The organism is Telmatobacter sp. DSM 110680 (assembly GCF_039994875.1).
GTDB lineage: Bacteria > Acidobacteriota > Terriglobia > Terriglobales > Acidobacteriaceae > Telmatobacter.
The window spans coordinates 3,721,369-3,747,107 of the sequence record NZ_CP121196.1 but is presented as its reverse complement, the minus strand read 5'-3'; the positions used below and the strand labels follow the sequence as shown (position 1 = coordinate 3,747,107).

General features: G+C 56.8%; 21 protein-coding genes. 11 read left to right on the top strand and 10 right to left on the bottom strand.

The genetic code is table 11. From position 1 onward, the window contains the following. Positions 1 to 31: 31 nt before the first annotated feature. Positions 32 to 1,354 (bottom strand): hypothetical protein, encoded by a 1,323-nt coding sequence (locus P8935_RS15340; protein WP_348261171.1) that lies wholly within the window; start codon positions 1,352 to 1,354, stop codon positions 32 to 34. Positions 1,355 to 1,850: 496 nt separating this feature from the next. Here P8935_RS15340 and P8935_RS15335 point away from each other — a divergent pair, with 496 nt between their 5' ends. From P8935_RS15335 to P8935_RS15320, 4 genes are all read left to right on the top strand, one after another. After that, on the top strand, positions 1,851 to 3,293 hold the full coding sequence (locus P8935_RS15335) for an RNase adapter RapZ (protein ID WP_348261170.1): 1,443 nt from the start codon (positions 1,851 to 1,853) through the stop codon (positions 3,291 to 3,293). 5 nt (positions 3,294 to 3,298) lie between these two features. Continuing rightward, positions 3,299 to 4,051, top strand: coding sequence for a nucleotidyltransferase family protein (locus P8935_RS15330; RefSeq protein WP_348265342.1), 753 nt, complete (start codon positions 3,299 to 3,301; stop codon positions 4,049 to 4,051). Positions 4,052 to 4,291: 240 nt separating this feature from the next. Continuing rightward, entirely contained in the window at positions 4,292 to 4,480 is a 189-nt protein-coding gene (locus tag P8935_RS15325) for a Flp family type IVb pilin (protein ID WP_348261169.1), read from the top strand. A 332-nt stretch (positions 4,481 to 4,812) separates the two neighbouring features. Continuing rightward, positions 4,813 to 5,784 (top strand): deoxyhypusine synthase family protein, encoded by a 972-nt coding sequence (locus P8935_RS15320; RefSeq protein WP_348261168.1) that lies wholly within the window; start codon positions 4,813 to 4,815, stop codon positions 5,782 to 5,784. A 97-nt stretch (positions 5,785 to 5,881) separates the two neighbouring features. On the opposite strand, the gene P8935_RS15315 is transcribed toward P8935_RS15320, so the two are convergent. Further along, positions 5,882 to 6,382, bottom strand: coding sequence for a GAF domain-containing protein (locus P8935_RS15315; protein WP_348261167.1), 501 nt, complete (start codon positions 6,380 to 6,382; stop codon positions 5,882 to 5,884). Positions 6,383 to 6,621: 239 nt separating this feature from the next. After that, positions 6,622 to 7,698: a hypothetical protein gene (locus P8935_RS15310; RefSeq protein ID WP_348261166.1), complete on the bottom strand. Its 1,077-nt coding sequence runs from the start codon at positions 7,696 to 7,698 to the stop codon at positions 6,622 to 6,624. A gap of 537 nt (positions 7,699 to 8,235) precedes the next feature. Between P8935_RS15310 and P8935_RS15305 the strand changes: the two genes are divergently transcribed. Further along, positions 8,236 to 8,622 carry a response regulator gene (locus tag P8935_RS15305; RefSeq protein ID WP_348261165.1) on the top strand — a complete coding sequence of 129 codons (387 nt, stop codon included), beginning with the start codon at positions 8,236 to 8,238 and terminating at the stop codon, positions 8,620 to 8,622. A 131-nt stretch (positions 8,623 to 8,753) separates the two neighbouring features. Here P8935_RS15305 and P8935_RS15300 read toward each other — a convergent pair whose 3' ends face one another. Then, on the bottom strand, positions 8,754 to 10,373 hold the full coding sequence (locus P8935_RS15300) for a hypothetical protein (protein ID WP_348261164.1): 1,620 nt from the start codon (positions 10,371 to 10,373) through the stop codon (positions 8,754 to 8,756). Between the two features lie 328 nt (positions 10,374 to 10,701). Here P8935_RS15300 and P8935_RS15295 point away from each other — a divergent pair, with 328 nt between their 5' ends. Continuing rightward, positions 10,702 to 13,134, top strand: coding sequence for an ABC transporter permease (locus tag P8935_RS15295; protein ID WP_348261163.1), 2,433 nt, complete (start codon positions 10,702 to 10,704; stop codon positions 13,132 to 13,134). A 150-nt stretch (positions 13,135 to 13,284) separates the two neighbouring features. On the opposite strand, the gene P8935_RS15290 is transcribed toward P8935_RS15295, so the two are convergent. Further along, positions 13,285 to 15,225, bottom strand: coding sequence for a hypothetical protein (locus tag P8935_RS15290; protein ID WP_348261162.1), 1,941 nt, complete (start codon positions 15,223 to 15,225; stop codon positions 13,285 to 13,287). Between the two features lie 398 nt (positions 15,226 to 15,623). On the opposite strand from P8935_RS15290, the gene P8935_RS15285 reads away from it, so the two are divergent. Continuing rightward, complete coding sequence (locus P8935_RS15285) at positions 15,624 to 15,959, top strand: hypothetical protein (RefSeq protein ID WP_348261161.1); 336 nt, start codon at positions 15,624 to 15,626, stop codon at positions 15,957 to 15,959. 137 nt (positions 15,960 to 16,096) lie between these two features. Here P8935_RS15285 and ribB read toward each other — a convergent pair whose 3' ends face one another. Together ribB and P8935_RS15275 are read right to left on the bottom strand one after the other, a co-directional pair. Next, the gene (gene ribB, locus P8935_RS15280; RefSeq protein ID WP_348261160.1) at positions 16,097 to 17,401 is read right to left on the bottom strand and encodes a 3,4-dihydroxy-2-butanone-4-phosphate synthase; all 1,305 of its coding nucleotides are present in this window, start codon (positions 17,399 to 17,401) and stop codon (positions 16,097 to 16,099) included. 113 nt (positions 17,402 to 17,514) lie between these two features. Beyond that, a complete protein-coding gene (locus P8935_RS15275) occupies positions 17,515 to 17,742 on the bottom strand; it encodes a hypothetical protein (RefSeq protein ID WP_026447189.1) in 228 nt (75 codons plus the stop codon). 304 nt (positions 17,743 to 18,046) lie between these two features. On the opposite strand from P8935_RS15275, the gene P8935_RS15270 reads away from it, so the two are divergent. Next, positions 18,047 to 18,646 (top strand): hypothetical protein, encoded by a 600-nt coding sequence (locus P8935_RS15270; protein ID WP_348261159.1) that lies wholly within the window; start codon positions 18,047 to 18,049, stop codon positions 18,644 to 18,646. Positions 18,647 to 18,680: 34 nt separating this feature from the next. Here P8935_RS15270 and P8935_RS15265 read toward each other — a convergent pair whose 3' ends face one another. The 3 genes from P8935_RS15265 to P8935_RS15255 all read right to left on the bottom strand — a co-directional run bounded on the left by P8935_RS15265 (position 18,681) and on the right by P8935_RS15255 (position 21,954). Further along, positions 18,681 to 18,971 (bottom strand): FtsX-like permease family protein, encoded by a 291-nt coding sequence (locus P8935_RS15265; protein ID WP_348265341.1) that lies wholly within the window; start codon positions 18,969 to 18,971, stop codon positions 18,681 to 18,683. Then, on the bottom strand, positions 18,941 to 21,148 hold the full coding sequence (locus P8935_RS15260; RefSeq protein WP_348261158.1) for an ADOP family duplicated permease: 2,208 nt from the start codon (positions 21,146 to 21,148) through the stop codon (positions 18,941 to 18,943). Before P8935_RS15260 ends, P8935_RS15265 begins: the two co-directional genes overlap by 31 nt. Before the next feature lie 296 nt (positions 21,149 to 21,444). Next, positions 21,445 to 21,954 carry a universal stress protein gene (locus P8935_RS15255; RefSeq protein ID WP_348261157.1) on the bottom strand — a complete coding sequence of 170 codons (510 nt, stop codon included), beginning with the start codon at positions 21,952 to 21,954 and terminating at the stop codon, positions 21,445 to 21,447. 170 nt (positions 21,955 to 22,124) lie between these two features. On the opposite strand from P8935_RS15255, the gene P8935_RS15250 reads away from it, so the two are divergent. The 3 genes from P8935_RS15250 to P8935_RS15240 all read left to right on the top strand — a co-directional run bounded on the left by P8935_RS15250 (position 22,125) and on the right by P8935_RS15240 (position 25,700). After that, positions 22,125 to 23,762, top strand: a complete 1,638-nt coding sequence (locus P8935_RS15250; RefSeq protein WP_348261156.1) for an NAD(P)/FAD-dependent oxidoreductase — start codon at positions 22,125 to 22,127, stop codon at positions 23,760 to 23,762. 200 nt (positions 23,763 to 23,962) lie between these two features. Further along, positions 23,963 to 24,226, top strand: a complete 264-nt coding sequence (locus tag P8935_RS15245; protein ID WP_348261155.1) for a hypothetical protein — start codon at positions 23,963 to 23,965, stop codon at positions 24,224 to 24,226. Between the two features lie 64 nt (positions 24,227 to 24,290). Then, entirely contained in the window at positions 24,291 to 25,700 is a 1,410-nt protein-coding gene (locus P8935_RS15240; RefSeq protein WP_348261154.1) for an APC family permease, read from the top strand. Positions 25,701 to 25,739 lie beyond the last annotated feature (39 nt).

The following is a 25,739-nucleotide window of genomic DNA, read 5'->3' as shown; positions in this document are numbered from 1 at the left end:
GGGAGGAGGCTGGGAGTATTGACGAGCAGGTCTATCGGGTTTCGGGCTTCGGCTTTTCCTGGCGAGGAGGCGGCGCGGGCCGGGATTCATGTTGCGGCGCAGGGCGAGCAGCTGGTGCCGCTTCACGCTGGGGCGCCGGGCGTGACTCGCGTTGGGCGGGACGAGATTCGGGCGCCGGACGGGATTCCGCCCGTGGAGGAGCAGCAGGGCGCGATTCGGCTCGGGGAACTGGAGCGGGCCGGGATTCTGGTCTGGATTCTGCTCGGGGGCTTGGGGCTGGGCGCGACTCGGCACGCGGCGCGGAGGTTGCGTGCGGCTCTGTTCGCGGTCTCTCCGCTGGAGCGGGACGAGATTCCGGTCTCGACTCGCTTGGCCGTGATTCCGTTCGTGGTGGTGATGTTCTGGTTTCGGGCGCGGACCTGGGCTCGCTTCTTGTCACAGCAGTTCGCGACTCAGTTCGAGCGGTGCTTGTTCGCGGCTCTGTTCGCGTGGTCGGCGCTGTTCGGTTTTCTGGAGCAGTGCGTGTCGCTGCACCGCGGGGTTCGGCAGTTCGAGTATTCCTTTCCGTCGGAGCAGTCCGAGAGGTTGCGGTTGGCCTTGCGGCTTCGGGCCTTGCGGTCTCGCGCCTAGCGGAAGACGTGACACCTGTATTTCGAACGCTCTCGGCCGGCCTTGCCATAGCCAGGGTATGCGGATGACCGCCGTTTACCTTGGCATACGAAGTGTGATCGGCTCTTGCTGCTTGAATGTGCTGTTGCTGAACCGGGGTTGGGGCGGTGTGCCGGCTGCTCATCGCCGCTCTCTCTACAGGCGAAGGATCGTGACGGATACCGCTGGGGCCGCCATTGTAGGCAACGTGCCTCTCATTCGGAATGGTGTTGCTGCGGACGATAGTCTGGTTCACATAGGTGTTGTGAATGACAGTCGTGTTCACGCGCATCACTGCGGTGTTGTAGGCGAACTCTCTTCCACGCCACTCGCCACCGACAAAGCCGACTCCCATGTATCCGTAGCCGTAATCAATTCCGCCGTAGTAGCCGACGCGATCGCCCCAATAGCCATCATGAAACATATAGCGTCCGTTATCCCAGCCCCACCAGGGCGGAGTCCAGAGCGCTCCAACATAGGGCGCGGGCACCCACTCACCGGGAACCCAGTAGTAGCCGTCATCTCCGTAGGCCCAGTAGCCAGGCGACCACATCCAACCCTCTTCAGGACACGGAGGCTGCTCGTACACGGGCAAAATCGGGGGAGCGACTGTGACTGTGATCGATATACCTGCAAAAGACCCCGCAGGCACAAGAAGTAGTATCAGCGCCGGTAGAAACCAGCGCGCGCACTTTAGCAGACGCATAGGAAATCCTCCTTGGATTTCTCCCCACTTGTCGAAATAAATATGCGATCTCTAAGACAAGTCAGGGCTGGCCAAGAACGATCAAGAAACCGCTAATCCATGAATGAGGCGACTTCTCGGATCGACTCGGCCGACGGTTCAGCTCAGTTCCAGTCCGTTCGGCGATTTCATTCAGGGCGCAGCGGTCAGATCGCGCGGTCACACACTCAGGTTGGAGCCCGAACTACCGAAATCAGTTGTACATAGCGCTTAAATGAAAAGGCCAGGATGCGAGAATGAACTTCTATGTAACTCAGAAATCTGAGTCTTATTGATCAGCCCATTTTCACGGTTGCAACTTTGGGATCTGCTACCAGCGCTCGCCGTGCTAGTGACCTCCTACCGTCAATATCAATAGTGATCGTTCTGAAATCGCGATATTTCAAGGGCTTTTTCAGGTCACCGCCGCGCTGCGTTATCTTTTGTAAAGTGACTCTGGCATCATCGGAAAGCATTGATGGACGTTCTCAAACATCTCTTCGAGCAATACTTCCATATTCCCGCAAGCGACGTTAAGGCCCTGCAGGGGCAATTGGGAGGATCAGGGCGCACCATCGTGCGACTTTCTGGATCTGGAAAAAGCGCCATTGGAATTGTGTACCCGGTTCGCGAGGAGAATGTGGCTTTTGTGGAATTTTCACGCCACTTCCGTAGGCGCGGATTGCCAGTCCCAGAGATTTACGCCGAAGATCTGGCGCACGATTCGTACATCGAGGAAGATTTAGGCGATATGACGCTCTTTGAATTTCTGAGCGCCAATCGTTCTCCTGATGATATTGCGCCGAAAGCGGTGGATGCATATCGGCAGGTCGTCGCTACTTTGCCCCGATTTCAAGTGGAGGCTGGACGCGATCTCAATTACAAAGTTTGCTATCCGCGCTCGAGCTTTGACCGCCAGTCCATCGCATGGGATCTAAATTATTTCAAGTACTACTTCCTACGACTTTCCGGAGTATCGTTCAACGAGCAGGCACTGGAAAATGACTTCACACGGCTGACAAAGCTTCTTCTTGCAGCCTCGCATGACTACTTTCTGTATCGTGATTTCCAGTCACGCAATGTAATGTTGCGCGACGGTCAACCTTATTTCCTCGATTACCAGGGGGGGCGCAAGGGTGCGCTGCAATACGACATTGCTTCCCTTCTCTACGATGGGAAGGCGGACTTGCCTCCGACACTTCGCGAAGAATTGCTCAACTACTATCTCGATTGCCTTTCTAAATTTATTCCAGTCGATCGCGGCGCATTCATGGAGTACTACTACGCCTACGTGTACGTACGCATCATGCAGGCTCTTGGGGCTTACGGTTTCAGAGGGTTTTACGAACGTAAACCTCATTTTCTTCAGAGCGTGCCCTACGCGTTGAAGAATCTTCGCTGGCTGGCTCACAATATCAAACTTCCAGTAGCGCTTCCTGCATTGATGGATGCTTTTCAGGGCATGCTTTCATCGGACAAGCTTCAACAACTTGCGCCACATTCAAAAAGCCTCACCGTTCGCATCTTCAGCTTCTCGTTCCATCACCAGATTCCGGTAGACGAGTCCGGCAATGGGGGTGGATATGTATTCGACGCGCGAAGCCTTCCCAACCCCGGGCGCGAAGAACGATTCAAGATGCTTACAGGGATAGATAATCCGGTCATCGATTACCTCAATCAAGAGGAGAGCGTTCATCAGTATTTCGAAAGAGCGCAGTCGCTGGTTGATTCCTCCGTCACTGCTTACCAGCGTCGCGGGTTCGCCAACCTCATGGTTTCTTTTGGGTGCACCGGCGGCCAGCATCGGTCGGTATTCCTGGCTGAACAACTCGCCCGGCACTTGCGCTCAATTGATGGAATTGAAGTGGTCTTGCGCCACATTGAACTCGAAAAGAATTTCCCCGAGAAGGTAGCCTTGTGAAGGCGATGGTGCTGGCCGCTGGATTGGGCACCCGGCTGCGTCCACTTACCGATTATCGTCCGAAGGCCCTGGTGGAAGTGGGCGGCCGGACGCTATTGGAAATCACTCTGACCCGGCTCCGGTCATTCGGCATTTCCGAAGTCATTATCAACACTCATTACTTTGCCGATATGGTCGTCGAGTATTTGCGCGCGCATCAGAACTTCGGCATGCACATTGAACTTTCCTATGAGCATGTTCTGCTGGATACGGGCGGCGGCATCAAGCACGCCGCACATTTCTTTGTTGGATTGGACGAGCCGTTTCTTGTGCACAACGTTGATGTACTGAGCACGATCGATTTCAGCAAGATGCTGGTTTTTCACCGAGAGCGCAACGCCCTTGCCACCCTCGCAGTTCAAGATCGGTACACTTCACGCTACCTTCTTTTTGATCAGAATGGCGAACTCTGTGGCCGGCGAAAAGGCGTCGACGGCGTGCCCGAATTGGTGCGAGAGGTCGAAAAGCCTCAAGCTCGGGCTTTTGCAGGGATACACATCCTCTCGCCACGTATTTTTTCCTCCGTCGAGGAGCAAGGAATCTTCTCAATTATCCCGGTCTACCTTCGCTTGGCGGCGGGAAACAAGCCAATAGCAGGCTTCCCTGCCGATGGGTACTACTGGCGCGACATGGGACGCTCGGAGAGCATAGTTGATGCTGAGCGTGACATCGCGCAGAACGCCTATCCGGGGGTGGTTTCTGACGATTTAGATCGATAAGTCCCTTATTTATCGTCGCAAATCTGAATCTATTCGCGTGAAGGTAATCACCATCTCTTACTGAAAACGGAACGAAAGTTCAAGAATGCGGTACCTAGAATCCTCAATGAAATAGGCACTTTTGGTGTAAAAGCCGTTACCATCGTTCGATACACTTTTGTCGTATTTCATTGCATATTGCACTCTGAATGTGCAGAATAACGACACATTCGATACCCCTCTGGAGGAAAAATGCACGCAATGAGCACCAACTTGTATCTGTATGTTCGTAACCTTCTTGATCACGAAGAAGGCCAAGACCTTGTGGAATACGCCTTGGTCGTCGCTTTGATCGCTTTCGGCGCTATCACCGGCATGGGCTACCTAGCAACCGGCATCAACAACGCGTTTTCCAATGTTTCCACCACACTCACCACGAACGTCACCTAGTTTCACCGGAAAAGATTCGCACTCGGATGCTCTTTGCACGCCTTTGCGTCCGAAAGTTCTCGCACTTGGGATGGGGTGGAGTGCTAGCGCGAGATTCGAGATAACTCTCGAATTTCGCGCCAAAACTTCTTCTTAAGTTTTACTTTCGAGTGTCGATTGACTCTTTTTGAGTCTGCCTAAGAGGCCCGCATCGGGTCTGCCCCAATTCCATCCAAATACTGCACAAGCAAGGGTGTCCGCGACTGGAAGTGCGCTTCCGGCGTGCCAAACTGCGCTCATCTGCGGCTGATTTTGCTGTGTTAGCGTAAGGAACGGGAGCAAGAAGAAGGAATATGTCCGCAATTACTACGTTTATCAAGCACCACTATCGGCACTTCAATTCCGCAGCGCTGGTTGATGCAGCGGAAGCATACAACGCGCACCTGTCTGCGGGCGGAAAGATGTTCATGACTATCGCGGGAGCGATGAGCACTGCTGAACTTGGGCTGTCGCTGGCAGAGATGATACGGCAGGATAAGGTCCATGGAATTTGCTGCACAGGCGCAAATCTCGAGGAGGATGTTTTTAATCTCGTTGCGCACGATTTCTACGAGCGGGTTCCCCACTACCGGGACCTGACGCCGGCCGACGAGGCTGCCCTTCTGAATCGCCATATGAATCGGGTGACGGATACGTGCATTCCCGAGATGGAGGCGATGCGACGGATTGAAAACGAAGTTTTAAAGGAATGGGTGCGCGCGGATAAGGCTGGGGAGAGACTTTTCCCGCACGAATTCATGTACAAGATTTTGCTCTCAGGCGATTTGAAAGCTTCGTATCAAATCGATCCGAAGGACAGCTGGCTGTTGGCGGCGGCGGAAAAGAATCTGCCGATGTTTGTGCCGGGCTGGGAAGACGCAACACTCGGCAACATGTATGCGGGTCACTGTATCTCGGGCGACGTGCGGAAAGTGCACACCGTTCGAACTGGGATTGAATACATGATGGAGCTAGCAGAGTGGTATACCAACACGACGGGCAAGACGCCACTGGGGTTTTTCCAGATTGGCGGCGGCATTGCGGGCGACTTTCCTATTTGCGTAGTGCCGATGCTGCACCAGGATTTGCAACGCGAGCATGTTCCGCTGTGGGCTTACTTCTGCCAGATTTCAGACTCGACGACGAGCTATGGCTCCTATTCGGGGGCGGTGCCAAACGAGAAGATCACGTGGGGCAAGCTTGGCGAGAATACTCCAAAATTCATTATTGAAAGTGATGCATCCATCGTGGCGCCGTTGGTGTTTGCGTACGTACTGGGGTGGTGAGCACTTTTAACTACTAAAGAATTGGGGCCGCCGAATGGGCGGCCCTTTTAGTCCGCGTCAGGTTTGATTGGTTTTCGCGGAAGCTCAGTCTTCACAATCAACTGGCTATCGCTGGTTCGGGCGACGCCAGTTCCCTTTCCGCCAGGCATGCAAGGTCTTTAAGCAGCTGTCGATCTTCTGCCGAGAATGCCCGGGGCTTTTTATCGAAGACACAGAAGGTTCCCATCTTGAAGCCATTCACGTTCAGCGAGCAGCCTGCATAGAAGCGGATTTTTGGATCTCCGACGACCACGGGATTGTCGTGGAAGCGATCATCCTTGAGGGCGTTTTCAACGTAAAGAATCTCGTCAAACAGGATGGCGTGGGCGCAAAAAGAGATGTCCCGCGAAGTCTGACAGAGGCTAAGCCCCTGGATGGATTTGAACCACTGGCGCTGGTCGTCGATCATGCTTATGGTGGAATACGGCACATTGAACACACGCTTCGCGAGCCGTGTGAGTCGGTCATAGCGCTCTTCGGGAGCAGTATCAAGAATGTTGAGGGCATGAAGGGCGGCGATTCTGCTGGACTCGTTGGCGGGCATGGCCGGTGTCTGCATGTCAGGGCTCCGGTGAAGGTTGCGCAGAGGAAATCCGGCAACACTGTTCAGGCAGCATACCGCAGGCAGACAACGAAGGGGCAGAGAAAAGTTTGCGAACCCTTGGTCCTTCAACTTGGAACTGTGTAACTAGGAACAAATGCAGCGTTAAGCGGCGGTCAATTCCTCGCTGACGCCTGACACAGACTAGTCGCCAGCCGGGGCAGCCCGATCAGCGTCGCTTTCCTCAGTGCCTCAGTTCAAGGCTTGCGAATAAACCCGTGATAAGAGGCTCCGTCGAAGTACTCTCCAGTGATCGCTCCTGCCAGGCTGATGGATCGCGCGAACGTGCCATGAGAATTCTGCACGTCGAAGCTGATGATGGTTCCGTTTCGTTTGCGCAGAAAGCTATGGGCTATGCCATCCATTCCACTGTAGAAGCCTGTGATTTCTCCAAGAGCATTCATTGCCGTAGGTTCTGTAGCGTTAGAACCTGCCGGATCGAATGAGATGGTGACTCCATTTGGGTGGCGAATAAACCCGTGAAAACCAGTGTTGTCCTGGTAGAAGCCTGTAACTTCTCCAAAAAAGTTGATCGCAGTTGGGATTGTTTCGCTGGCATCGGACAGAGTGAATTGTGTAATTCTTCCGTCTCGTTCGCGGAGGAAAGCACTGAAGGTGTTGTCATATCCGACGATTTGGCCCCAAACATTAATGGCTTGTGGACAGGTTTGCTGACCTAGCGACGGAGGCGCGGCGTCAAAGTATTTGATCGATCCGTCCCGTGCTCGGATGAACCCAGAAGCGACGGCAGTGCTGACAGGACCGCTCCCAACGACTTGCCCCGCGTCATTCATAGCGACTGACAGCCACCAGTCCTCCCCTCCGCAGATTGGCTTGTCGTATGAATTAGATTGCAGCTGAGCTGTAACTCGGGACGGTGCGGACAATGGAGGCTCGAATTGCACAATTGTTCCGTCCGGCTGGCGCAGGAAGCTACGTAGTTGAACTTCGAATGCATAGAATCCGGTGATTTGGCCGAGGTCATTTATATCCATCGGAATGGCATTGGACGGGAATCCACCGGCCGGCAGGGGAACATCGAACGATGTGAACGAGCCGTCGGGACGCCGTAGAAAGCCATGGTACGTAGATGAGGCAAGATAATATCCGGTGATTTCGCCCTTGAAATTCAGGGCCGTCGGATGCGTGTCTGAGGAATTTGGATAATCGAAAATGACGATCTTTTGGGAGAAAAGCGGCTGAGCAACTGCGAGTGCAGTCAGCCCCACGATAAGCCTGAACAGCCACGATTGAGTTTCTGTTTTAGATGTCATTCCTTGACCTCCTGTTAACCTCAGAATGAGCTGTGAGTATGCCTTGGTTTTGCCGGCAAGATCGGTGACGTTATGCTGTGTGAAGAAAAGGCGGACAAGATGCGCCATTCTGAGTTCAAGCCTGGATCTCATCAGTGATAACTGTCGCCACTGGCTGTGACCAAATTTAGCATCTCCATCAAAGCGGATCAAAACGCAAAGCAACGATCTACAAAACTGGCTCGTTCTTAAATGTAGCAGCTAAGTAGCACGGTTCATCAACTTCGAATAGTCGTATGGGAAGCGCCAACGATTGCCGCAATCCCTAACCGACATCGCCAAAATTCTACGAACCGATGGTATACCCTGTGCGCCGAACGTGAGGCCGACCGCGACTCGAATCGGCGACGAACTCGATCGCGGCGACCCTTGTACTCCCCACTTGCGTTATGGTCAAAGGCGAACCTTGTTTATGTACGACACCCGACACCGCGCGCGGAAATAGACATGCTAGGATCGCTTTCGTTTTGATTGGCTACCTTCAACCTCGCTGAGTTTATGGAAACCAAAAGGCCCAAAGTCCTGGTCATCGATGATGAGCCTACCCACGCGGATACTCTCGCGATGGTGCTCAACATCAGCGGCTTCGAAGCCATCGCCGCCCACAGCGCCACGCATGGCGTTGACCTCGCCATGCAAACCGCCTTTGACTATCTCGTAACCGATGTGGTGATGAATGGCATGAACGGAATCGACGCCGCAATTGCGATTCATCGACTGCTGCCCAACTGCCGAATCCTGCTCATCTCTGGAAACAACGACACTTCCCCGCTGCTGGATGCTGCCATCGCACAGGGTCATGCGTTTGACATCCTGGCCAAGCCTGTACACCCCACAGTTTTATTGAGTTATTTGCGCGCCCCGGCCGGCACGATCCCAGAATAAGAACCATCGGCACATCAAGCTCATCAGCGTGCTTCGTCTCACGCGCGCATGCGAATGGTTGCTGCGGCGCTCCGGTTTGCGCGCTTCACGCTAGCCTTGCCCTCGCCGCGCTGGGCGAGGGCCTTCAGAGCCTAACGAGAACGATCTACGGTCATGCAGCTCTTGTTTTGCGCGGAAGGAACAATGAGGAACGTAAGGCTTTCGGGTGGAAACGAAATATTGCCAGCGTCGATGTTTTGTGCGTTCAGGGGTGGGAGGGTGCCGTCTGAAGCGGCCTGCAGCGTCGTTCCATTGAGAGAGACAGTTGCGCTTTCGAGGCCGGACGCGGTGAGAGTGTAGCGTTCAGCGGCGGCAGGAAGCGCGATGGAGTGTTGTTCGATCTTATCGGTGTTGATGGCTAGCAGCGTGACGCCGCCTTTCGCATTCTTGGCGCATTGAGCATAGATCCTTAGAGGACTGCCGGATGGCGCGTGAGGATCGAGCACCGTTGTGCCCATGGTTTGTTTCCAGAGGACGGCCGCCCAATAGTTTGGCTTGGGCTGGAGGGTATCTGTGGTGATGAGACTGTAATCGCTGGCCGCGAGCGTATTCTGCATAACGACCTTAACGCCCTTCTGCGCGAGGGTACCGAGCTGATTGAGAAAACGGAAGGTGTCGGCGAACTGGCCAGCGAATGGATCGCCTCCGCAGGCGGCTTCTCCTGTTTCATTGAGCCACATGGGCTTTCCGGGTAGATATTTGTCGCGTACATTCGCATAGAACGTCTCGACGGTATTGGTGCGATCGAGCCAGTCTGCGGAGAGCACGTCGTCGATGCTTTCTTTGCCACCGCAGCGACGAGAGACGGTGCCGTAGAAGTGATAGGAGAAGGCATCGAAGATCGGGCCAGTGGCTTTGAGCAGGTCCTCAGATTTGAGCAAAGTGAACTGCATCGCCATTCCGGGAGGTCCGAGGGAGATACCTTCTCCGACGCTGCCTGGGCCGAGGTAGAGGGTGCCGGGCGACTGCTTGCGCAGGAATGCTTCGAAGGCTTTGGCTTCGCGGCCGAAGGCGGTAGCGTCGTAGCCTTTGGGAGCGCCACCGGGACCGGGGATCGTGGGCTCGTTCATGAATTCGGTTGCCGCGATGGTGCCGCCGGCGCGCTTTGTGTATTGGAAGAACGCTTTGGCCTGATCGGGGATCCATTCGCCGCGGTCATTCCTGGTTCCATCGCTGATGGCGACGGAGGTTACGATGTATGCGTTGGCAGCGCGCGCAAAATCGATGACGCCTTTCCACTCAGCGCGAGTAAGCACGGTCTTGAAGCCCGCTGGCGGTTGCGCTGCTGCGGATTGATCATCGTCCTGAAAGTATGTGCTGTTGGCCCATGTGCCGCTGACCCGGACGTAAGACGGACCGAGAGACTCCGCCAGTTTGCGGAGACGGGCATTACTTAAATCTATTGGCGGTCGATATTGAAACATGTTTGGATCCAGCCCGACCGGCTGATTGGGGTCGCCGGGGGTGAGAGATTTTTGCGCATCGCTCGGGGGCGCGGAGTTATAGGGCTTCCAGAAGCGGCCGCCGGTGACTTCGACCATTTCAATGTTGTACGAGAGATAGCGCGGGTCGACCGCGCCAAGTTTTGGCATTGTGGAGGGATCGAGTTTCACCGGAGGTGTTTGCTGCGCGGAGACGGTTGCAGCGAGTGCGGCTGTTGCGGCAAGCAACAGAAAATGGCATAGCCCAGTACGGTGTGTATTCATCCTCATATACGATCCTCGTGTTCGACCCGGTGGATGAAATTCGCATCTCATCCTCGCTTTAAGTTCCTGGCTTGAGAATCGTACATGGCGGAAGCGGAAGTGTGTTGGGGATCGTAACTTCGAAAGCGACCCTGGCTGTTTATTTTCGGGCGCCAACGAAATACGAACAGTGACGAGTGGAACCCTCAGGCCGATGAAGACGTAGTATCAATGGATTGGTCGCAGATTCTCTGGCTGGCCAGTTGCTTTCGCTTTTGTTGGGTTCCCCGCTATCGATTCTTTTGTCTCTTAGTTAGTCACGATTCCCTATTCGCATAAGTGCTGGAGGCAGGCAATGGGCATTCTCATGCAGGATCTGCGATTCGCTATTCGACAGATGGCAAAGAAGCCAGGGTTTACGGCAGTCGTCGTGCTGACCATGGCACTGGGCATCGGTGCCAATGCAGCAATTTTCAGTGTGCTCGATGCAGTGCTGCTGAGACCTTTGCCATATAGCGATCCAGATCGCCTCATCAAGGTATGGACGCGTTTTACGGGGATCGGCGCGCCCAATGACCAGAATTGGGTTTCGGCTCCCGAGTTCCGTGACTTCCAGCAGTTGAACAAAAGTTTCAGCGACCTTGCTGCCATCGGGTCAGGTTCGATTAACCTCGGCGTCAAAGGAAGTCCGCAGCGGGTGGTGGGAGCCTCGGTTTCGCCTAACCTGTTTCCGATGCTGGGAGCGCAGACACTGCTGGGTCGAACCTTCCTGCCGGAAGAGGCACAGCCGGGACGCGACCACGAGGTCGTGCTCAGTTACGGCTTGTGGCGGCGGGTGTTTGGCGGGAACACGCACGTAATTGGAAGCACCATCGATATCGATGGCGTTCCAATGTCGGTGGTAGGAGTGATGCCATCTGGATTTAGCTATCCAGATGATGCGGAGATCTGGGGGCCGCTCGCCTTTTCGCCGGACGACCTTAGCGAAAGCAGCCGAGGCGGTCACGGACTTGAAGTACTGGGCCGCATGAAGCCCGGACTCTCGCTTGCCCAGGTGCAGTCGGATATGGATCGTGTGGGCAGGACGATGATCGAAGAACACGGATCTTATCCGTATACGAAATTCAACTTCGGAGTCATTCTTCACCCGCTACTCGAAGAGACAGTAGGTGACGTCAAGCCGTCGTTGATCGTGTTGATGGCGGCCGTAGGACTGGTGCTGCTGATCGCTTGCGCGAATATTGCGAATCTTCTACTGGTGCGATCGACGGAGCGGCAACAGGAGATGGAAACGCGCATGGCACTGGGCGCGAGTGGAGCGCGCCTGGTGCGCCAACTTCTGACGGAGAGTGTGGTTCTGGCTTTTACAGGCGGCCTGATAGGAGTGGCGCTTACGCCGTGGATACTGCACGGGCTGGTTGGGATTGCAGCCAAGTCTCTGCCCCGTGCCGTGCATACTGCGATCGACGGGCGCGCGCTGATTCTGACGGCGGCTATCTCGCTTGCCACCGGAATTCTGTTTGGACTGGCTCCGGCATTGCATGCGGGCCGCAAGCGCGGATTCGAAGGACTGAAAGGTGGGAGAAGCACAGAGGGCAAGCGACCCAAGCGGCTGCGGAGTGCACTGGTAATTTGTGAGACGGCGTTTTCTCTGCTCCTGGTCGCCGGAGCGGGACTCCTGCTGCGAAGCTTCGCCGAGATTCTCAAGGTGGATCCGGGATTCCGTCCCGATGGAGTGCTCACAATGCGGATCGCATTGCCGGACTCGGTTTACAGCAAGCCGGCACAGGTGCGCGCTTTTTATACGAACCTTTTGGATAGAGTGCAGAGATTGCCCGGGGTACAGGCGGCGGGTGCAGTTTCCGCTTTGCCATTGAGCGGGCAGGGTGGTTCCGGCACCACTACAATCGACTCCCAATCCGTGCGGCTGGAGGATACGACTCCCGAGGCCGATCAGCGAGTCGTGACGCCGGACTATTTCAAGGCGATGGGAATTTCGCTAGTTCGCGGGCGCACATTCGAGGCTCACGATTCCGACACCGCGGCGCCGGTTGCAATCGTGGACGAGAGCCTGGCACAAGCCTACTGGCCCAATCAGGATCCGGTTGGGAAACGGCTGCATTCGGGTGGTCGTGGTTCAACTGCGCCGTGGGCAACAGTCGTCGGAGTTGTGAGGCATGTGCATAATCGAACGCTGGAAGCGCGTTCTCGTGTCGAGGTGTATTGGCCCGAGAATCAGCGACCGAGTGGCGCTATGACGCTGGCAGTGCAGGTTGCAGGAAATCCAATGAACCTGGTGCCTACTATTCAGCGCGAAGTCGCCTCGATTGATCCGGACTTACCCGTTTATCACGTGAGTTCGATGACTGAGGTGATGGGTGATTCGCTCGAGCGTCGACGCCTGGCATTGATATTGCTGGCGGTCTTCGCGGGTTTGGCTTTGCTGCTGGCTTCGGTTGGAATATATGGGGTCACGTCGTATGGTGTTGCGCAGCGACACGCGGAGATTGGTTTGCGGATGGCCCTGGGCGCCGATCGCGGCGACGTGCTGGGAATGCTGATTCGAAGCGGGATGGCAACGATCGTTGCTGGATTGGCCCTGGGATTGGTGATGGCTGTGTTCCTCACGCGGTTGATGAGCGGCCTGCTGTTTTCGGTGCGGGCATGGGATCCGGTTGCGCTGGGCGGGGCCGCAGTGCTGCTGATGATAGCGGCATTGCTGGCGATCTTTGTTCCAGCTCGGAGAGCGACCAAGGTGAATCCGATGGTTGCGCTGCGCTACGAGTGATGAGATAGAGCGCTGTTCTCTGCCGCGTCCTGGATCGACGGCGTCAAAACATCTTCATGGAAAAACGGGATTCGCCCGTAGACGCTCGTGAGAATTGAGTAGAACTCGGCTCAATCCTTCCGGGCCGCTGCGCAAAATTGAGAGGCAGGATTAGCGCACCGGTACGGCAAACAGGTTCACTTTCGCCTCTGCAATCACAGCGAGTTGCGTGCCATCCGGGGAAAGTGCGTATGCCCCATGGCTTGTCGGCGGGGCTTGCAACCGCACAGACATCAACCGCCGTCCGTCGCCGGACTGAAAGACACGCACCTCTTCGTAATCGAGATCCGATCCGTGAAAGACCGAGCCATGCACCATCACCTGGGTGGAGTGGAGAGTCTTCACGGCAAAGTACTTTCCGTTGCCCTGCGCTGATTGACTCATCGTCTGCGGATCAGTCCGTCCGCGCAAAACAATCTTGCCGTCGGCTCGCAGCACGCGATACTCGTGCACGCCTGAACTGATTTCGCAAGTACCAACAAGGAGCAAGTCCGGGGCGAAGCTCGAGACTTCAGGAATGCAGGCCGAAGGAAAACGCGCAATTGTCGTTGTGTCGCCGGTCGACTGCGCCAGTGTAAGCCGATACTGCTTGTTCGGCTTTGCCAGCAACTGAACCTGCCCTTCGTTCAGCAACGCCGGAGGCATCAGTTTTGAGGAAGTCGTGGCCTGCGCTACTGTCTTGAAGTCCTTGTCGAGCACGCGAATCTCCACATTCTCCGGCGGCTCCAAACCAAGGCTTTCGCGCAGGTTGGCATGCTGTTCCGGGGAGTGTGTCTCCCGCAAAATTGCGATTGCTATCAGTTCCCCGTTCGGTGAAAGACGAACAAACTCCAGCGGTCCGTCCAATGGAATCTGGCGCTCGATCTGCATTCCTTCGCTGTAGACTCGAAGCTCGTTGGCTACGTGGACTAAAGCGCGGCCGCCTGAAAGTTGCCACATGAATTCGCCTGCATCTGGAAGGAACCAGTCCGCACTGCTCAACACTTTGCTTGTCTCCGGATCGAGCAAAACTGCATGAATTCGTCTTACCGCTGCGCCGGTTGACGGTTGCCTGTCGCGCTCAATCAGCGCGTGGGGATTAAAAGCTACGAGAAGCTGTTTCGATCCCAGCCATGCCAGTGCGACTTCGTCATTCAGATCTTCCAACTGCTGTTGCGGTCGCGGGGCGTAGCCCAATTCGCGAATTCCGATCGATCTCGACGGCGCCCCCTGCGTTGCGCCTTCGCCCGACGGCAGGTCTACCGCGCAGGCTGGCGGCTCGCAGGGCTGGAACTCGACGGGAGGGGGCAGGTTTGGCGATTTGAGTGGAATGTCCAGGTACGCTGGAGAGCCCGGCTCTGCCGAATCCGCGATCGACGGCCTCTCCAGCAAGCCCGCTTCTTCCGGCTCTTGTCCTTTTGGAAACGCGACGCTTTCTGGCACGAGCAAGAGCAACGATTCTTTTTCCAGATGCACATCCCGCGTAGTGGACTTGAGCACCGAACTCCGCTCCGGACCCTTGCCAATTGCCAGAGTCACTCCATCGATGCCCAGCACGTCTCCTGGCTTGAGCGGAATCTGGTTTTTCGCCCGCTGGCTCAGAGCCATCAATAGAATGCCGCTCATGTTGAAGCTGCCCTGGATAGTCTTGACGCTGCCGGTTTGCGACATGCCGTAGTTCACTACCGGGTACTGAGCGTGCGGAGCGCTGGTCACTCCGGTGTCCCATTCGACGGCGCCCATTACCAGATTTATCGTGGATTTGTTTTTGACGCATGGCGCATTGGGGAAGGAGATGGCCAGCTGCGATACCTTTTGGCCTTTGCCGCGCGGGGTTGCCAGCTCAACTCTCCCTTGTAGGATCTGGCCGTTAAAAAGGTAGCAACCCAGCCCCTCCCAAGGTCTCGTGAGCTTCACGTAGATCGGTGAGCCGCGATGATAGTAGTGGACGTCCACATAAGAAAGGGTTTCGACGGCCACTGGACGGTGATAGGAGGTGTCGGGAGTTTCAGCGTAGCTCGCGACCGCGCCGAGCACTGCGATGAAGAGCGCAACGATGGATTTCCAAACCAATTGTTCCGCCAGTCTCAGGCACATTTCATCGGGAGAATACATCAAGCGGGCCGCTTCAAAGGTTGGAAACGAATATATTCCACGGCTGACTAAGCTCGCAACGATTCTTGCGTCCCGTTCGGTTGCGAAGGCCTGGTGATCGCAGGACTAGGCTGACAACCTGAATTTCGTGCAAGGCGAGGCTTATCGCGCGTTCCTCGTTATGTCTGGTATCCATCGGCCGGTCATGGGAGGGCAACTTGAAGAGCGTTTGGCGTTTCTGCTGCGTATGTTTACTTCTATTGTCGATTGAGTGCAGAGGTCAAGAGCCGAAGGCGGGTGAAAGCAATCGGCCGGTCTACCGACATGCGTATTATCTCTTCCTTGCTGGTGCGCCGCGCGGATGCGAAGAGTGTTACGTGCCACTGCTGGTTTCGATTGAGCCGCTGGAACAAGTCGCGAAAGCCTCAACGGAAAACACGAGATGCGTACTGATTACCACCTATGAACGAGATTCGATCTGGCACCAGGATGCAATTGTTCTGATCGGGCATACCGATGTTGAGACTGAGACTCGGATCGTCCAGGTTCGCGGGCGAAGGTACCGGTATCAGGAGATCAGTGCTTCCGAGGTGTTGAAGCTGCTGATGAAACCGATGGGAACGATTCCGATCTCGCGGCCGATGTTGCCGAGGGCAGATGTGCCGGGGCCGACGTTAGAAGAATTGATTGATGATTTTCGGAAAGCGAAGTGAGCATTTGTCTTTGTGGAAGGCGGCGAGAATTATGCTCGTTGGCTGCCGTTCCGAGACAACCGCAGATCCCTCGGTTTCGCTCGGGATGACAGCCTTAGAGTACGCACTATTCGGAAATGGCGACTTTTGAAAAGTGGCTAGGCGCGGGTGCACTCTTCTACGGGGATGGGTACCTGTTCCACGATTTCGAGGCCGAAGCCCTCCAATGCGGGGATGTGCATGGGGGTATTGGAGAGGAGGCGGATTCGCCGGATGCCAAGGTCGGAGAGGATTTGGCCGCCGAGGCCTATGGCGCGCAGGATGCGTCCGGTGCGAGCCTGGGAACCTTCACGGGTGCGGAGTTGCTGGTGGAGCAGGATGCTGTTGGCGGATGCTACTGACACGCCATCCGTTAGGGCCGTTCCGGTTGGAGCAAACGGAGAGACTGCAGCGGCGGTCTTGTCGATGTCGAATCCGCGCGAGGTGTTGTGGAGGTAAAGAATCGCGCCACACCCCTCTTCGGCAATCATGCGCATGGAGTTGTCGAGGACTTCGCGACAGTGGCAGTCGGCGGCAAAGATGTCTCCGGCGGTGCAGCGGGTGTGAACCCGAACGAGAACTGCATGAGCGCAGGGAGGCCGAGCGGTACGGGGGTGGCCTGGGATGTTCGCGGGACCTTCATGACAGGCGGGGCAGCTGGGGCACAGGTCGCCTCGGACGAGGGCGATGTGGCTTTCGCCGCCATTGACCTCGCTCTCGTAGGCGATCATGCGGAATTCGCCATACTTGGTCTGGATGAGGGTCTCTCCGGCGCGAACGATGTAACGCTCGTTGCGGAGTCGGTAGCGGATGAGCTCGGCCACGGTGAGGATGCGGAGGCCGTGCTCGGCGCAGAATGGGATGAGGTCTGGGATACGTGCCATTTCGCCGTCGTCCCGCATGATTTCGCAGATGACACCGGTGGGCTGGAGACCGGCGAGACGGGCCAGATCGACGGAGGCTTCGGTTTGGCCAGCGCGAACCAGCACGCCTCCCTGGCGAGCACGCAGGGGAAAGATATGACCGGGGCGGACCAGATCGTTTGAGGTGGCGCCTGGGGCGATGGCGGTGCGGATGGTATGGGCGCGGTCGGCGGCGGATATGCCAGTGGTGACGCCTTCGCGGGCTTCGATGGTTTCAGTGAATGCCGTTCCGAAGCGCGAGGAGTTCTGCTGGGTCATGGGAAAGAGGCGCAGGTGGTCGGCGCGCTCTTCGGTGAGGGTAAGGCAGATGAGTCCGCGACCGTAGCGGGCCATGAAGTTAATGGCTTCAGGAGTGACGTGCTCCGCGGCTAGGGTGAGGTCGCCTTCGTTTTCGCGGTCTTCGTCGTCGACGACGACGACCATGCGCCCGGCGCGGATTTCAGCGATAGCGCCTGGAACGTCGGTGAATGGGGGCTCGAAGGTGCGAAGGCTTTCAGGCATGGAGACAGATTCATTCTCGCCGATTGAGAGCGTATCGGCAAAGCACGTTACTAATGGACAACAAAAACGCCGCCCGAAGGCGGCGTTTTGTTGACAGCCGGAGATGCGGAAATCTACAAAGTAGACTCAATCTCAAAGCCCCAGGCTTCAAGGAGCGCCTCAGGAATGTACTTGGAATTTTTGTTCCGACGGGCCCACTCGCGAAGACGGGTAGACCGGATGTACTGATCCGGGGTCAGCTTGAACTCCTTGACGATCTGTTCAAAGGAGGTCACGGTGGGGACAACAGGGCCGATGGGCTCGGGCTTGCCCCAATTCGGATTTCCTCTACGTTTTGCCATTTGGTTTTGTTTTCCTTAGAAAGGAGTGGAGTTTCGTTCCTACAGGCCCTGGGCTCATGGCTGGGGATCCTTGCGGCCCTAGAGCAACTTTATAGGTCCTATTTTAAGGATTTTTTCTTCAAAAATCAATAGCAAAGCACAATAAATTAAGCGTTTACATCTCTCGGTATTGCCAAGAATTCCGCCCTCCATATCTCTCAAATAGAAGAACTTACTGGAGATATTCAATCTTGCAAGCTTGCAACAGTTCAAGGTTTGATTCTGCGAAATGACCGCTGCCATCTTTTGATGTCATCATAAAGGCATGAACAAAATCAAAGGACCAGCAGTGGGCGTCCTTTTTGTGCTGATTGCCGGGACTCTGCAGGCGAGCGCGGTGGAGTTGCGCGTGAGCCGGGAAGCTTTGGAACGAACCCTGAAATTACAGCTCTTCAGCGGGCCGAACGGGCGTTTCTATCTCAAAGGGACTGAACGGACAGCGTGCTCGGTCTACGCCGATGATGCGAAGGTACTGTTCGTGAAGGACCGGATAGTGGTGAAGGTGAAGACGCGGGCTCGGATGGGTAAGTCGATGGGAAGTTCCTGCATCGGCATTGCCTTGTCGCCAACAGCGGAGGTGTCAATCGCGCCGTACGGGGAGGGAGAGTCCATCGGCTTCCGCGACGCACAGTTGATGAAGGTGAGCGACCAGCGGGAGTTGAACTTTCTGCTGACACCATTTCTCAGCCGGCAGGTGCCATCGAGCATGAAGGTGGATGCCGCAGATTTGTTGCGCAAGGCGCTGGAAGGGTCCACGGCGACGTCGGGGTACAAGGTGTCGCTTGAACGGCTTAAGGTGCACTCGATGGCCATCGAAGGCGACGTGCTGGTGGTCGATGTTGACGGGGACATCAGCGTGAAGTGAGGTTGAACGGGCAACGCGTGCCGGGTTGCTGGATCTAGACGGCACGGAGCGCACGGGTTGGCTCGGTCGCGGCGGCGCGCGCTGCGGGCAACGCTGAGGCCGCCATGGTCAACAGCAGCATGACCGCTCCGCTTATTGCATATAAACCGGGATCAGTTGGGCTCACGTCAAACAGAAAAGTGCGCACGATCTGCGACAGAGCCATCGAGCCCGCTACTCCCAGGCTGCACCCCAGCAATGCCAGCTTCGCGCCGCCGGCCAGCACCATTCCGGCAATCCTCCCACGCTCCGCTCCTACAGCCATGCGGATCGCAATCTCCTGCACCCGCAAGGTGACCGAGAAAGCCACGACGGCATAGATTCCCGACACTGCAGCAACAGCGCACCCAGGGCGAACGCTCCGATGAGGCCGGTGTTGAACCGCCTGGGCGCTTCGGTGTTGTTCAACGCATCCACCATTGGGCGCACGTCCTTGAGCGCCAGCATGGGGTCAACCTCGGCCACTGCAGCGCGAAGGGTCTGCTCCATCTGCTCTGGCGGCAATGCCGAACGAAGCACAATGTATCCGCCCGCCGCATTGGTCAACTTGTCGGGCGCATCGCTGCCATTGAGCGACGCCGGCTGCTCCGTCGGGAGGTAGTACTGGTCTCCTGCAAGTTCGTCGCGCGAGCGCTTGGTGTCACCCACCACACCCACTACTGTCGCCCAGGGCAGTCCACTGTTCGGATTTCCGAGATGCATACGCTTGCCCAGGGCATCGTGACCCGGCCACGCATGCCGGGCCATCGACTCATTCACGATAAGAACCATCGCCGCGCCGGCTTTGTCTTCGCGTGTGAAATATCGGCCTTCTGTGAGGGGAATTCCCATCGCGCGGAAATAATCGCCACTGCTCACGGAGAAGGGCGCAAACTCCATCTTCCAGGCACCCATGGGAACGCCCTCGACCGTGTAATCCGCCATCGGCACCGACGCCGAAGCCGGCAGGACGTCGGCCATCCCCACGGCCACGATCCCCGGCTTGGCTGCGAGCCGGTCGAGTACCTCACGGTCAAATCGCTGCGTCGACGATCCCGTGGCATACTGCTCCAGCGGCAACTGATAGCCGGCAACCAGTACGTGGTCCGGCCGGAATCCCGGATCCACTGCCAGCATCTTCTGATAACTGCGCACAAAGGCCACACATACCGTTAGCAGGATCATGGCGATGGCAATCTCTGCGACCACGAGCGCGGATCGCAGCCATGCATGACTCGTACCGCTGCTGGTACGACCGCTTTCGCGCAGGCTCTCCAGCAGATTGGTGCGCATCGCGGCAAATGCCGGCACTACACTGCAGATCGCGCCGGTTACCGCCGCCAGGAGTAAAGCGAAGGCCGCAACCCTAATGTCCATGTGAATCGCGTCAATGCGTGGCAGCGACTCCGGCAACAGCACAAGAGCCGACTTTAACGCCACTGCGGCGGCAGTGAGACCGAGCAGGCCGCCAGCCGCGCTCAGCAGAAGTCCTTCCGCCAGAGCGTCGCGAATCATTGCGCCAGCTCGCGCACCCAGCGCCAGGCGCACCGCGTATTCCCGACGACGCCGGATGGCGCGCACGAGCATGAGAATGGCCACATTGACGCAGGCGATCATCAGGACAATCAGAACCGTAAAGAACAGTGCGCGCAGCAGCGGTCGAGCCGACTCTACTACTTGCTCGCGCAGAGGAGCCGCAGCGCCGTGAATGCGAATCGCAGAAAGTTTCGCTGGAAAGTCACGCATGATCTGCTGCGCCACGCGATCAGCGTCCTGGCTGGCCTGCTGCACGGTTACGCCGTCTTTTAAACGCGCGACCATGTTGAAACGCCATTCGCCTGCGTGGCTTTCTGAGACCTCATCTGCGGTCAGGCTCATCGGAACCCACAATTGCGCGTGTCCCAGCCGACCTGTTTCCATCGGGAACTCAAACTCGCGCGGCATCACGCCCACAATGGTGTAGGTCTTTCGGTCAAGCACAATCGAAGTGCCGAGCACATTAGGATCACGATGAAAGTGGTTCAACCACATCGCATAGCTGATAACGGCTATCGGCGCATGTGCAGAATCCTCTTGTTGAGTGAAAGCGCGCCCCAGCATCGGCGCAACTCCCAGTGTTTCGAATGTGCGCGCCTCCATGCGCGCTGCGTGAATCACTTCCGGTGTCCCACCGCTCGCAAGTTCATACGTTACGTGTGTGTAGCCGCCGGCAGACGAGAATGCAGTCGCAGCTTTTTCATAGGTTACCAATTCGGGCGCTGTGACGCCGATGCCCGTGTTTTCGCCTACGTGATCGCCAAGCGCCACCAGGCGTTCCGGATTCTGAAACGCAAGTGGACGTAAAAGCACACCCTCGACCAACGAAAATATAGCAGTCGCTGCACCAATGCCGGCCCCCAGCATCAGGACCACTGCTACCGAGAATCCCGGCGCCTTACTCAACTGTCGGAATGCGAGGCGAAAATTGCTCAGGAATCCACGCACGGGTCACCTCCGGGGAAATGCTGGGGCTGAAGACGGAAAGAACCAGCTGAAGAATCTTCTCAGTGTTTTACAGCCGTTGCAAGCATGGGCATTGAACTTCCCAGCTTCCGGCCAGGTGATGCAGAACTATCTGAGCTTTGAGTCGCTCGGCAATACTGCGATCGACGAATTAGACAAATTTCCGAAACGTTATTGAAATGATCAGATGTTTTAGAAAACCAAAACCCGGCGCGGATGGCGTCGGGCTTTGATATTGGGAGGGCTGCGAGATCAACCGGCGTGGCCGGCGAACTTGACTACCACCATTCCATCAGGCGGCTGGAGCTAACCTTGGTACTGCTCTTCGGCTTGGGCGTGCGGAGCAGAAGGACAGAGCACGGCGCGAGCTTGATGACTTTCTCGGTGATGGAACCAAATACGGTGGGGTACCAACCAGAGACACCATGAGTGGAGATGATGACCTGATCGATCTTGTTGGTTTCGATGGCTTCCAGGATCGTCCCGGCAACGTCGTATCCAACTTCGACACTGGTCTTGACGGTGATTCCCTTGCCTTCCAGGGAGGTCTTGGACTTAGCGAAGTGGCCTTCGGCCTGCTTCTTGGCGGCTTCGACGATGGAGGCCTCAGAAACTCCCTCGGGCAGTGCGACGACCGGGGATTCTGGAACGACGTTCAAGAGGAAAACTTCGGCATGAAATTTGTCGGCGAGTTCGGTCGCCACTTCAAGCGCGGTGTGCGATGAGGAACTGAAATCTATGGGAACCAGGATTCTGGTTGGCACTGCGCTGACTGTATCTTCGGGCATTCAAAATCTCCTTCAAGTAAGAGACACCTGTAGCGGGCCTCATTTTGGTCGTCCCAATGATAGCAAGGCGGTGCGTAGTTGCTGACGTGACATAGAGCACACCATGCGGATGTGTGAATTCGACCTCGTTGGCGTTCTCTCAGGGGATGGGAATGTTAACTTAACTTTCTATGAGCTCACCTACAGCAGCGATATTGGGCGAGATCGGGCTGCCAGTGCCGATTCGCGAACTGGCAAGTAAGACATGGGATGTCATCGTGGTCGGCGCGGGGCATAACGGGCTGGCTTGTGCGGCGTATTTAGCGAAGGCGGGCAGACGCGTGCTGGTGATTGAAAGCCGCGAGCGTGTTGGCGGGGCATGCACGATTGAGGAGCCATTTCCGGGCGTGAAGATGTCGCCGTGCGCTTATCTGGCAGGGCTGCTGCATCCGCTGGTCGTGGAGGAACTGGAACTGCCTAGGCGGGGGTTTACATGGACGCCGGCAGTGAACGGGCTGTTTGTTCCCTTCCTCGATGGCACGAGCGTACAGCTGTGGGATGACGATGCGCGCTGCGAAGAGGAAGTGCGCAAACTGGCACCCGGAGATGTGGACGGATGGAACGCGATGTGCGCGGTGGTACGGCGACTGAGGGATGCGCTGCGGCCCGGTCCACGCGGTGGCGAAACGTGGAGCAGCGGCTCAGCGCGCGATATGTGGATTGGAGATGCGCCGACGCGGGATGAGATTGAGGACCGGCTCGGAAATGATGCTGAGGCACAGGCGGTTTTGTTTGACTGGTCGATGGCGGAGATGGTGGAACACTACGTGCGCGACGAGCGGTTGCAGGTTGCGATGCTGGGCCAGGGCGTGATCGGGACGAATGCGAGCCCGTTTGATCCGGGGACGGCATCGATTCGATTTCATCATTCGTCGGGGCGGCTGGGCGGGATGCCGGGGATGTGGGGCTATGTGAAGGGCGGCATGGGGATGGTGTCGTTCTATTTTTGCGACGCAGCACGTGAGGCGGGTGCCACTGTGGTGTCGGGCGTGCCCGTGGCGCAGATATTGCCACGCGAGGGCGTGGTACTGGAAAGCGGCGAGCGGATCGCTGCGAAGGTGGTGATTTCGAATGCGGATCCGCGACGAACCCTGACAATGCTGGGCAGCGCGGCGGATGCGGGCTGGCGAAAGCGCGTTGAGGATGTGCCGATTGAGGGATGCACAGTGAAGTTGAATGTGCACCTGAAGGAGTTGCCGAACTTCACGGCGCGGCCGGGAACGAACGAGGCGCATCACTATGGGCAGATCAATGCTCCGCTGACAAAGGATGAGTGGAAGGCTGGGTTTGCGGCGGCGAAGCGCGGGGAGTTGCCGGAGCATTTGTGGTGCGAGCTTTATTTTCAGAGCGTGCACGATGCGTCAGTGGTTCCGCATGGAACGCATACGATGAGCGTGTTTGCCCAATATGTGCCGTACAAATTTGCGAAGGGCAGCTGGGATGAGCGGCGCGAAGAGGTGCGCGCGTTAGCAATGAAGTCGCTGGCGCGGTTCTGCAGCAATATCGGCGATGGTGGGTCGGATTCGGCGGTCATTGATGCGCAGGTGCTGGGTCCGCCGGATATTGAGCAGAAGGTGGGACTGACGGGTGGACATATTTTTCAGGGAGAGTGCCTGCCGCAGTACATGTGGTCGAACCGTTTGAGCGCGCGGACACCGATGACGGGGCTGTACCTTTGCGGGGCTTGCACCCATCCGGGAGGAAGCGTGATCGGGATCAACGGGAGGAATGCGGCGGTGGCAGTACTGAAGGATACGAGCGGGAATTAGGCGGAGAATCAGTGCCGTTGAAACTTCTATTTTCAGGATTGACTGGCTTTAGAAAAGACTTCGGACAATTCCACGTTGTTTAGATGACTTTGGTCGCGATTGAAAGACGCAAATCGTAATGGCCCGATTACCAGAGCGTCATCGGAATTGATAAACGCGGGTGTAGCGTAGAGGCACTCCAATCCCTCAGGAGGTCTCAGATGAACGCCTCGGCGCGATACGCACCAAATATTCTTCTGCTGCTGTGCAGTTCTGCGGCGATCCTGATGACGCTTACCGGCCTGGTGTTTTTGATCGGCACGTGGGTGCTCAGGATATTCGCTCATGGCGAGAGATTCCTCGGAGAGGTCGATGCCATTTCGATTGCATTGATCTTTGGCGGAATGGGCGTTGCTCTCAAGACAATCGAAATCCGCGTGAGAGCAGAACATGATTCGTCGACGGACTGGTCTGGCTCTGAATAAGAACGAATAGATTTGGCGGATTTATTTCCGTGGGCGCCAGTAGCTCTGCTATGCTGCGACGCACATGGATTCGGCTCCATCCTTAAAAAGAGGCATACGGTTTCGCGACCTGGTGCCGTTTTATGTCGTGGTTGTGCTCAGTATTCGCTGGACCGCGACGGCTGCAGCCGCGGGTCCAAGCATCTTCGTTGTCTGGTTCGCGGCGCTGACGTGCTTTTTTATTCCGCTGGCAGCCAGCGTGATGGAGCTTTCGTCGCGCCATCCTGAAGAAGGTGGCATCTACATCTGGACGCGCGAGGCGTTTGGAGACTTCTGCGGCTTCATCTGCGCGTGGACGTACTGGATGAGCAATCTTCCCTACTTTCCCGCGGTGCTGTATTTCGGCGCGGCCTCGGTCTTGTTCGCGTTTGGTGCCCGCGCTCAGGCGCTGAGTGCGAATCCGCTCTACTACATGGCGTTCGCGGCAATTGCGCTCAGTTTGATCACGCTGCTGAATATTGCGGGAGCGGACGTCGGCAAGTGGCTGAACAATATTGGCGCGCTGGGCAGCGTGGTCCCACTGTCGGTGTTGATGCTGATGGCGGCGATATCGTATACGCGATTCGGTTCGGCGACACACTTTACCAGAGCAGGGATGATACCGCACTGGTCACTGAGTAATGCGGTTTTCTGGTCGGGTGTGTTCTTTGCGTTCAGTTCGATTGAAGCTGTGTCGGCAATGGGTGACGAAATTCTGAATCCGCGCAAGGCGATTCCGTGGGCACTGCTGGTGGCTGGATGCATTCTGACAATCGGCTACATCGGAGGGACGGCAGCGCTGATGGTGGCGTTACCTGCGGAAGCTGTAGGTGGGCCGGATGGATTTATGAACGGCGTGCGAATGCTGTGCGAGCGCCTTGGCGTGGGATGGCTGCTGGCGCCGATGGCACTGCTGGTGGGGCTGAACGCAGTAGGCAGTGCGGCAGGAAATCTTTCATCGACGGCGCGTCTGCCGTTTGTGGCGGGCGTTGATCGCTATCTGCCGTCGGCTTTCGGACGAGTTCACGCGCGCTTCCGCACGCCGTGGGTGGCGATTGCTGTGTACGGCGCGGCGGGCATAGTGGTGGCGTTGCTGGGACAGGCGGGCACCACAGTGCGCGGAGCTTACGACGTGCTGGTGAGCATGGGCGTGATCGCGCTGTTTCTGCCTTACCTGTTTTTGTTTTCCGCGATGATCAAGCTACAGAGCAGAGCGGTAGGGCCGGAGGTACGGCGCGTTCCGGGAGGCAGGCCGGTGGCGATGGCTCTGGCATCGGTTGGGCTGGCGAGTACGGCGATCACGATTGTGCTTTGCGTGATTCCGGGCAGCGAGGAAACGAACAAGCCGCTGGCAGTGGCCAAGGTGCTGGGGGCGACGCTGGTGCTAGTGGGTACGGGCGTGGCGGTGTTTGTAGTGGAGAAGATGCGAGGGAGAAAAGCAGTGGTAGCGGTGTGAGGTTTTTATGTGGATTTTCTGCTATCGCGCCCTTGCTGC

What these genes read in the sequence shown, in the direction of transcription:
- P8935_RS15310 (WP_348261166.1), bottom strand. Translation starts at nt 7,698, where the DNA reads ATGACATCTAAAACAGAAACTCAATCGTGGCTGTTCAGGCTTATCGTG.
- P8935_RS15240 (WP_348261154.1), top strand. Translation starts at nt 24,291, where the DNA reads ATGGATTCGGCTCCATCCTTAAAAAGAGGCATACGGTTTCGCGACCTG.
- P8935_RS15275 (WP_026447189.1), bottom strand. Translation starts at nt 17,742, where the DNA reads ATGGCAAAACGTAGAGGAAATCCGAATTGGGGCAAGCCCGAGCCCATC.
- P8935_RS15330 (WP_348265342.1), top strand. Translation starts at nt 3,299, where the DNA reads ATGGTGCTGGCCGCTGGATTGGGCACCCGGCTGCGTCCACTTACCGAT.
- P8935_RS15325 (WP_348261169.1), top strand. Translation starts at nt 4,292, where the DNA reads ATGAGCACCAACTTGTATCTGTATGTTCGTAACCTTCTTGATCACGAA.
- P8935_RS15315 (WP_348261167.1), bottom strand. Translation starts at nt 6,382, where the DNA reads ATGCAGACACCGGCCATGCCCGCCAACGAGTCCAGCAGAATCGCCGCC.
- P8935_RS15270 (WP_348261159.1), top strand. Translation starts at nt 18,047, where the DNA reads ATGAACAAAATCAAAGGACCAGCAGTGGGCGTCCTTTTTGTGCTGATT.
- P8935_RS15340 (WP_348261171.1), bottom strand. Translation starts at nt 1,354, where the DNA reads ATGCGTCTGCTAAAGTGCGCGCGCTGGTTTCTACCGGCGCTGATACTA.
- P8935_RS15250 (WP_348261156.1), top strand. Translation starts at nt 22,125, where the DNA reads ATGAGCTCACCTACAGCAGCGATATTGGGCGAGATCGGGCTGCCAGTG.
- P8935_RS15305 (WP_348261165.1), top strand. Translation starts at nt 8,236, where the DNA reads ATGGAAACCAAAAGGCCCAAAGTCCTGGTCATCGATGATGAGCCTACC.
- P8935_RS15300 (WP_348261164.1), bottom strand. Translation starts at nt 10,373, where the DNA reads ATGAGGATGAATACACACCGTACTGGGCTATGCCATTTTCTGTTGCTT.
- P8935_RS15245 (WP_348261155.1), top strand. Translation starts at nt 23,963, where the DNA reads ATGAACGCCTCGGCGCGATACGCACCAAATATTCTTCTGCTGCTGTGC.
- P8935_RS15295 (WP_348261163.1), top strand. Translation starts at nt 10,702, where the DNA reads ATGGGCATTCTCATGCAGGATCTGCGATTCGCTATTCGACAGATGGCA.
- ribB (WP_348261160.1), bottom strand. Translation starts at nt 17,401, where the DNA reads ATGCCTGAAAGCCTTCGCACCTTCGAGCCCCCATTCACCGACGTTCCA.
- P8935_RS15255 (WP_348261157.1), bottom strand. Translation starts at nt 21,954, where the DNA reads ATGCCCGAAGATACAGTCAGCGCAGTGCCAACCAGAATCCTGGTTCCC.
- P8935_RS15335 (WP_348261170.1), top strand. Translation starts at nt 1,851, where the DNA reads ATGGACGTTCTCAAACATCTCTTCGAGCAATACTTCCATATTCCCGCA.
- P8935_RS15320 (WP_348261168.1), top strand. Translation starts at nt 4,813, where the DNA reads ATGTCCGCAATTACTACGTTTATCAAGCACCACTATCGGCACTTCAAT.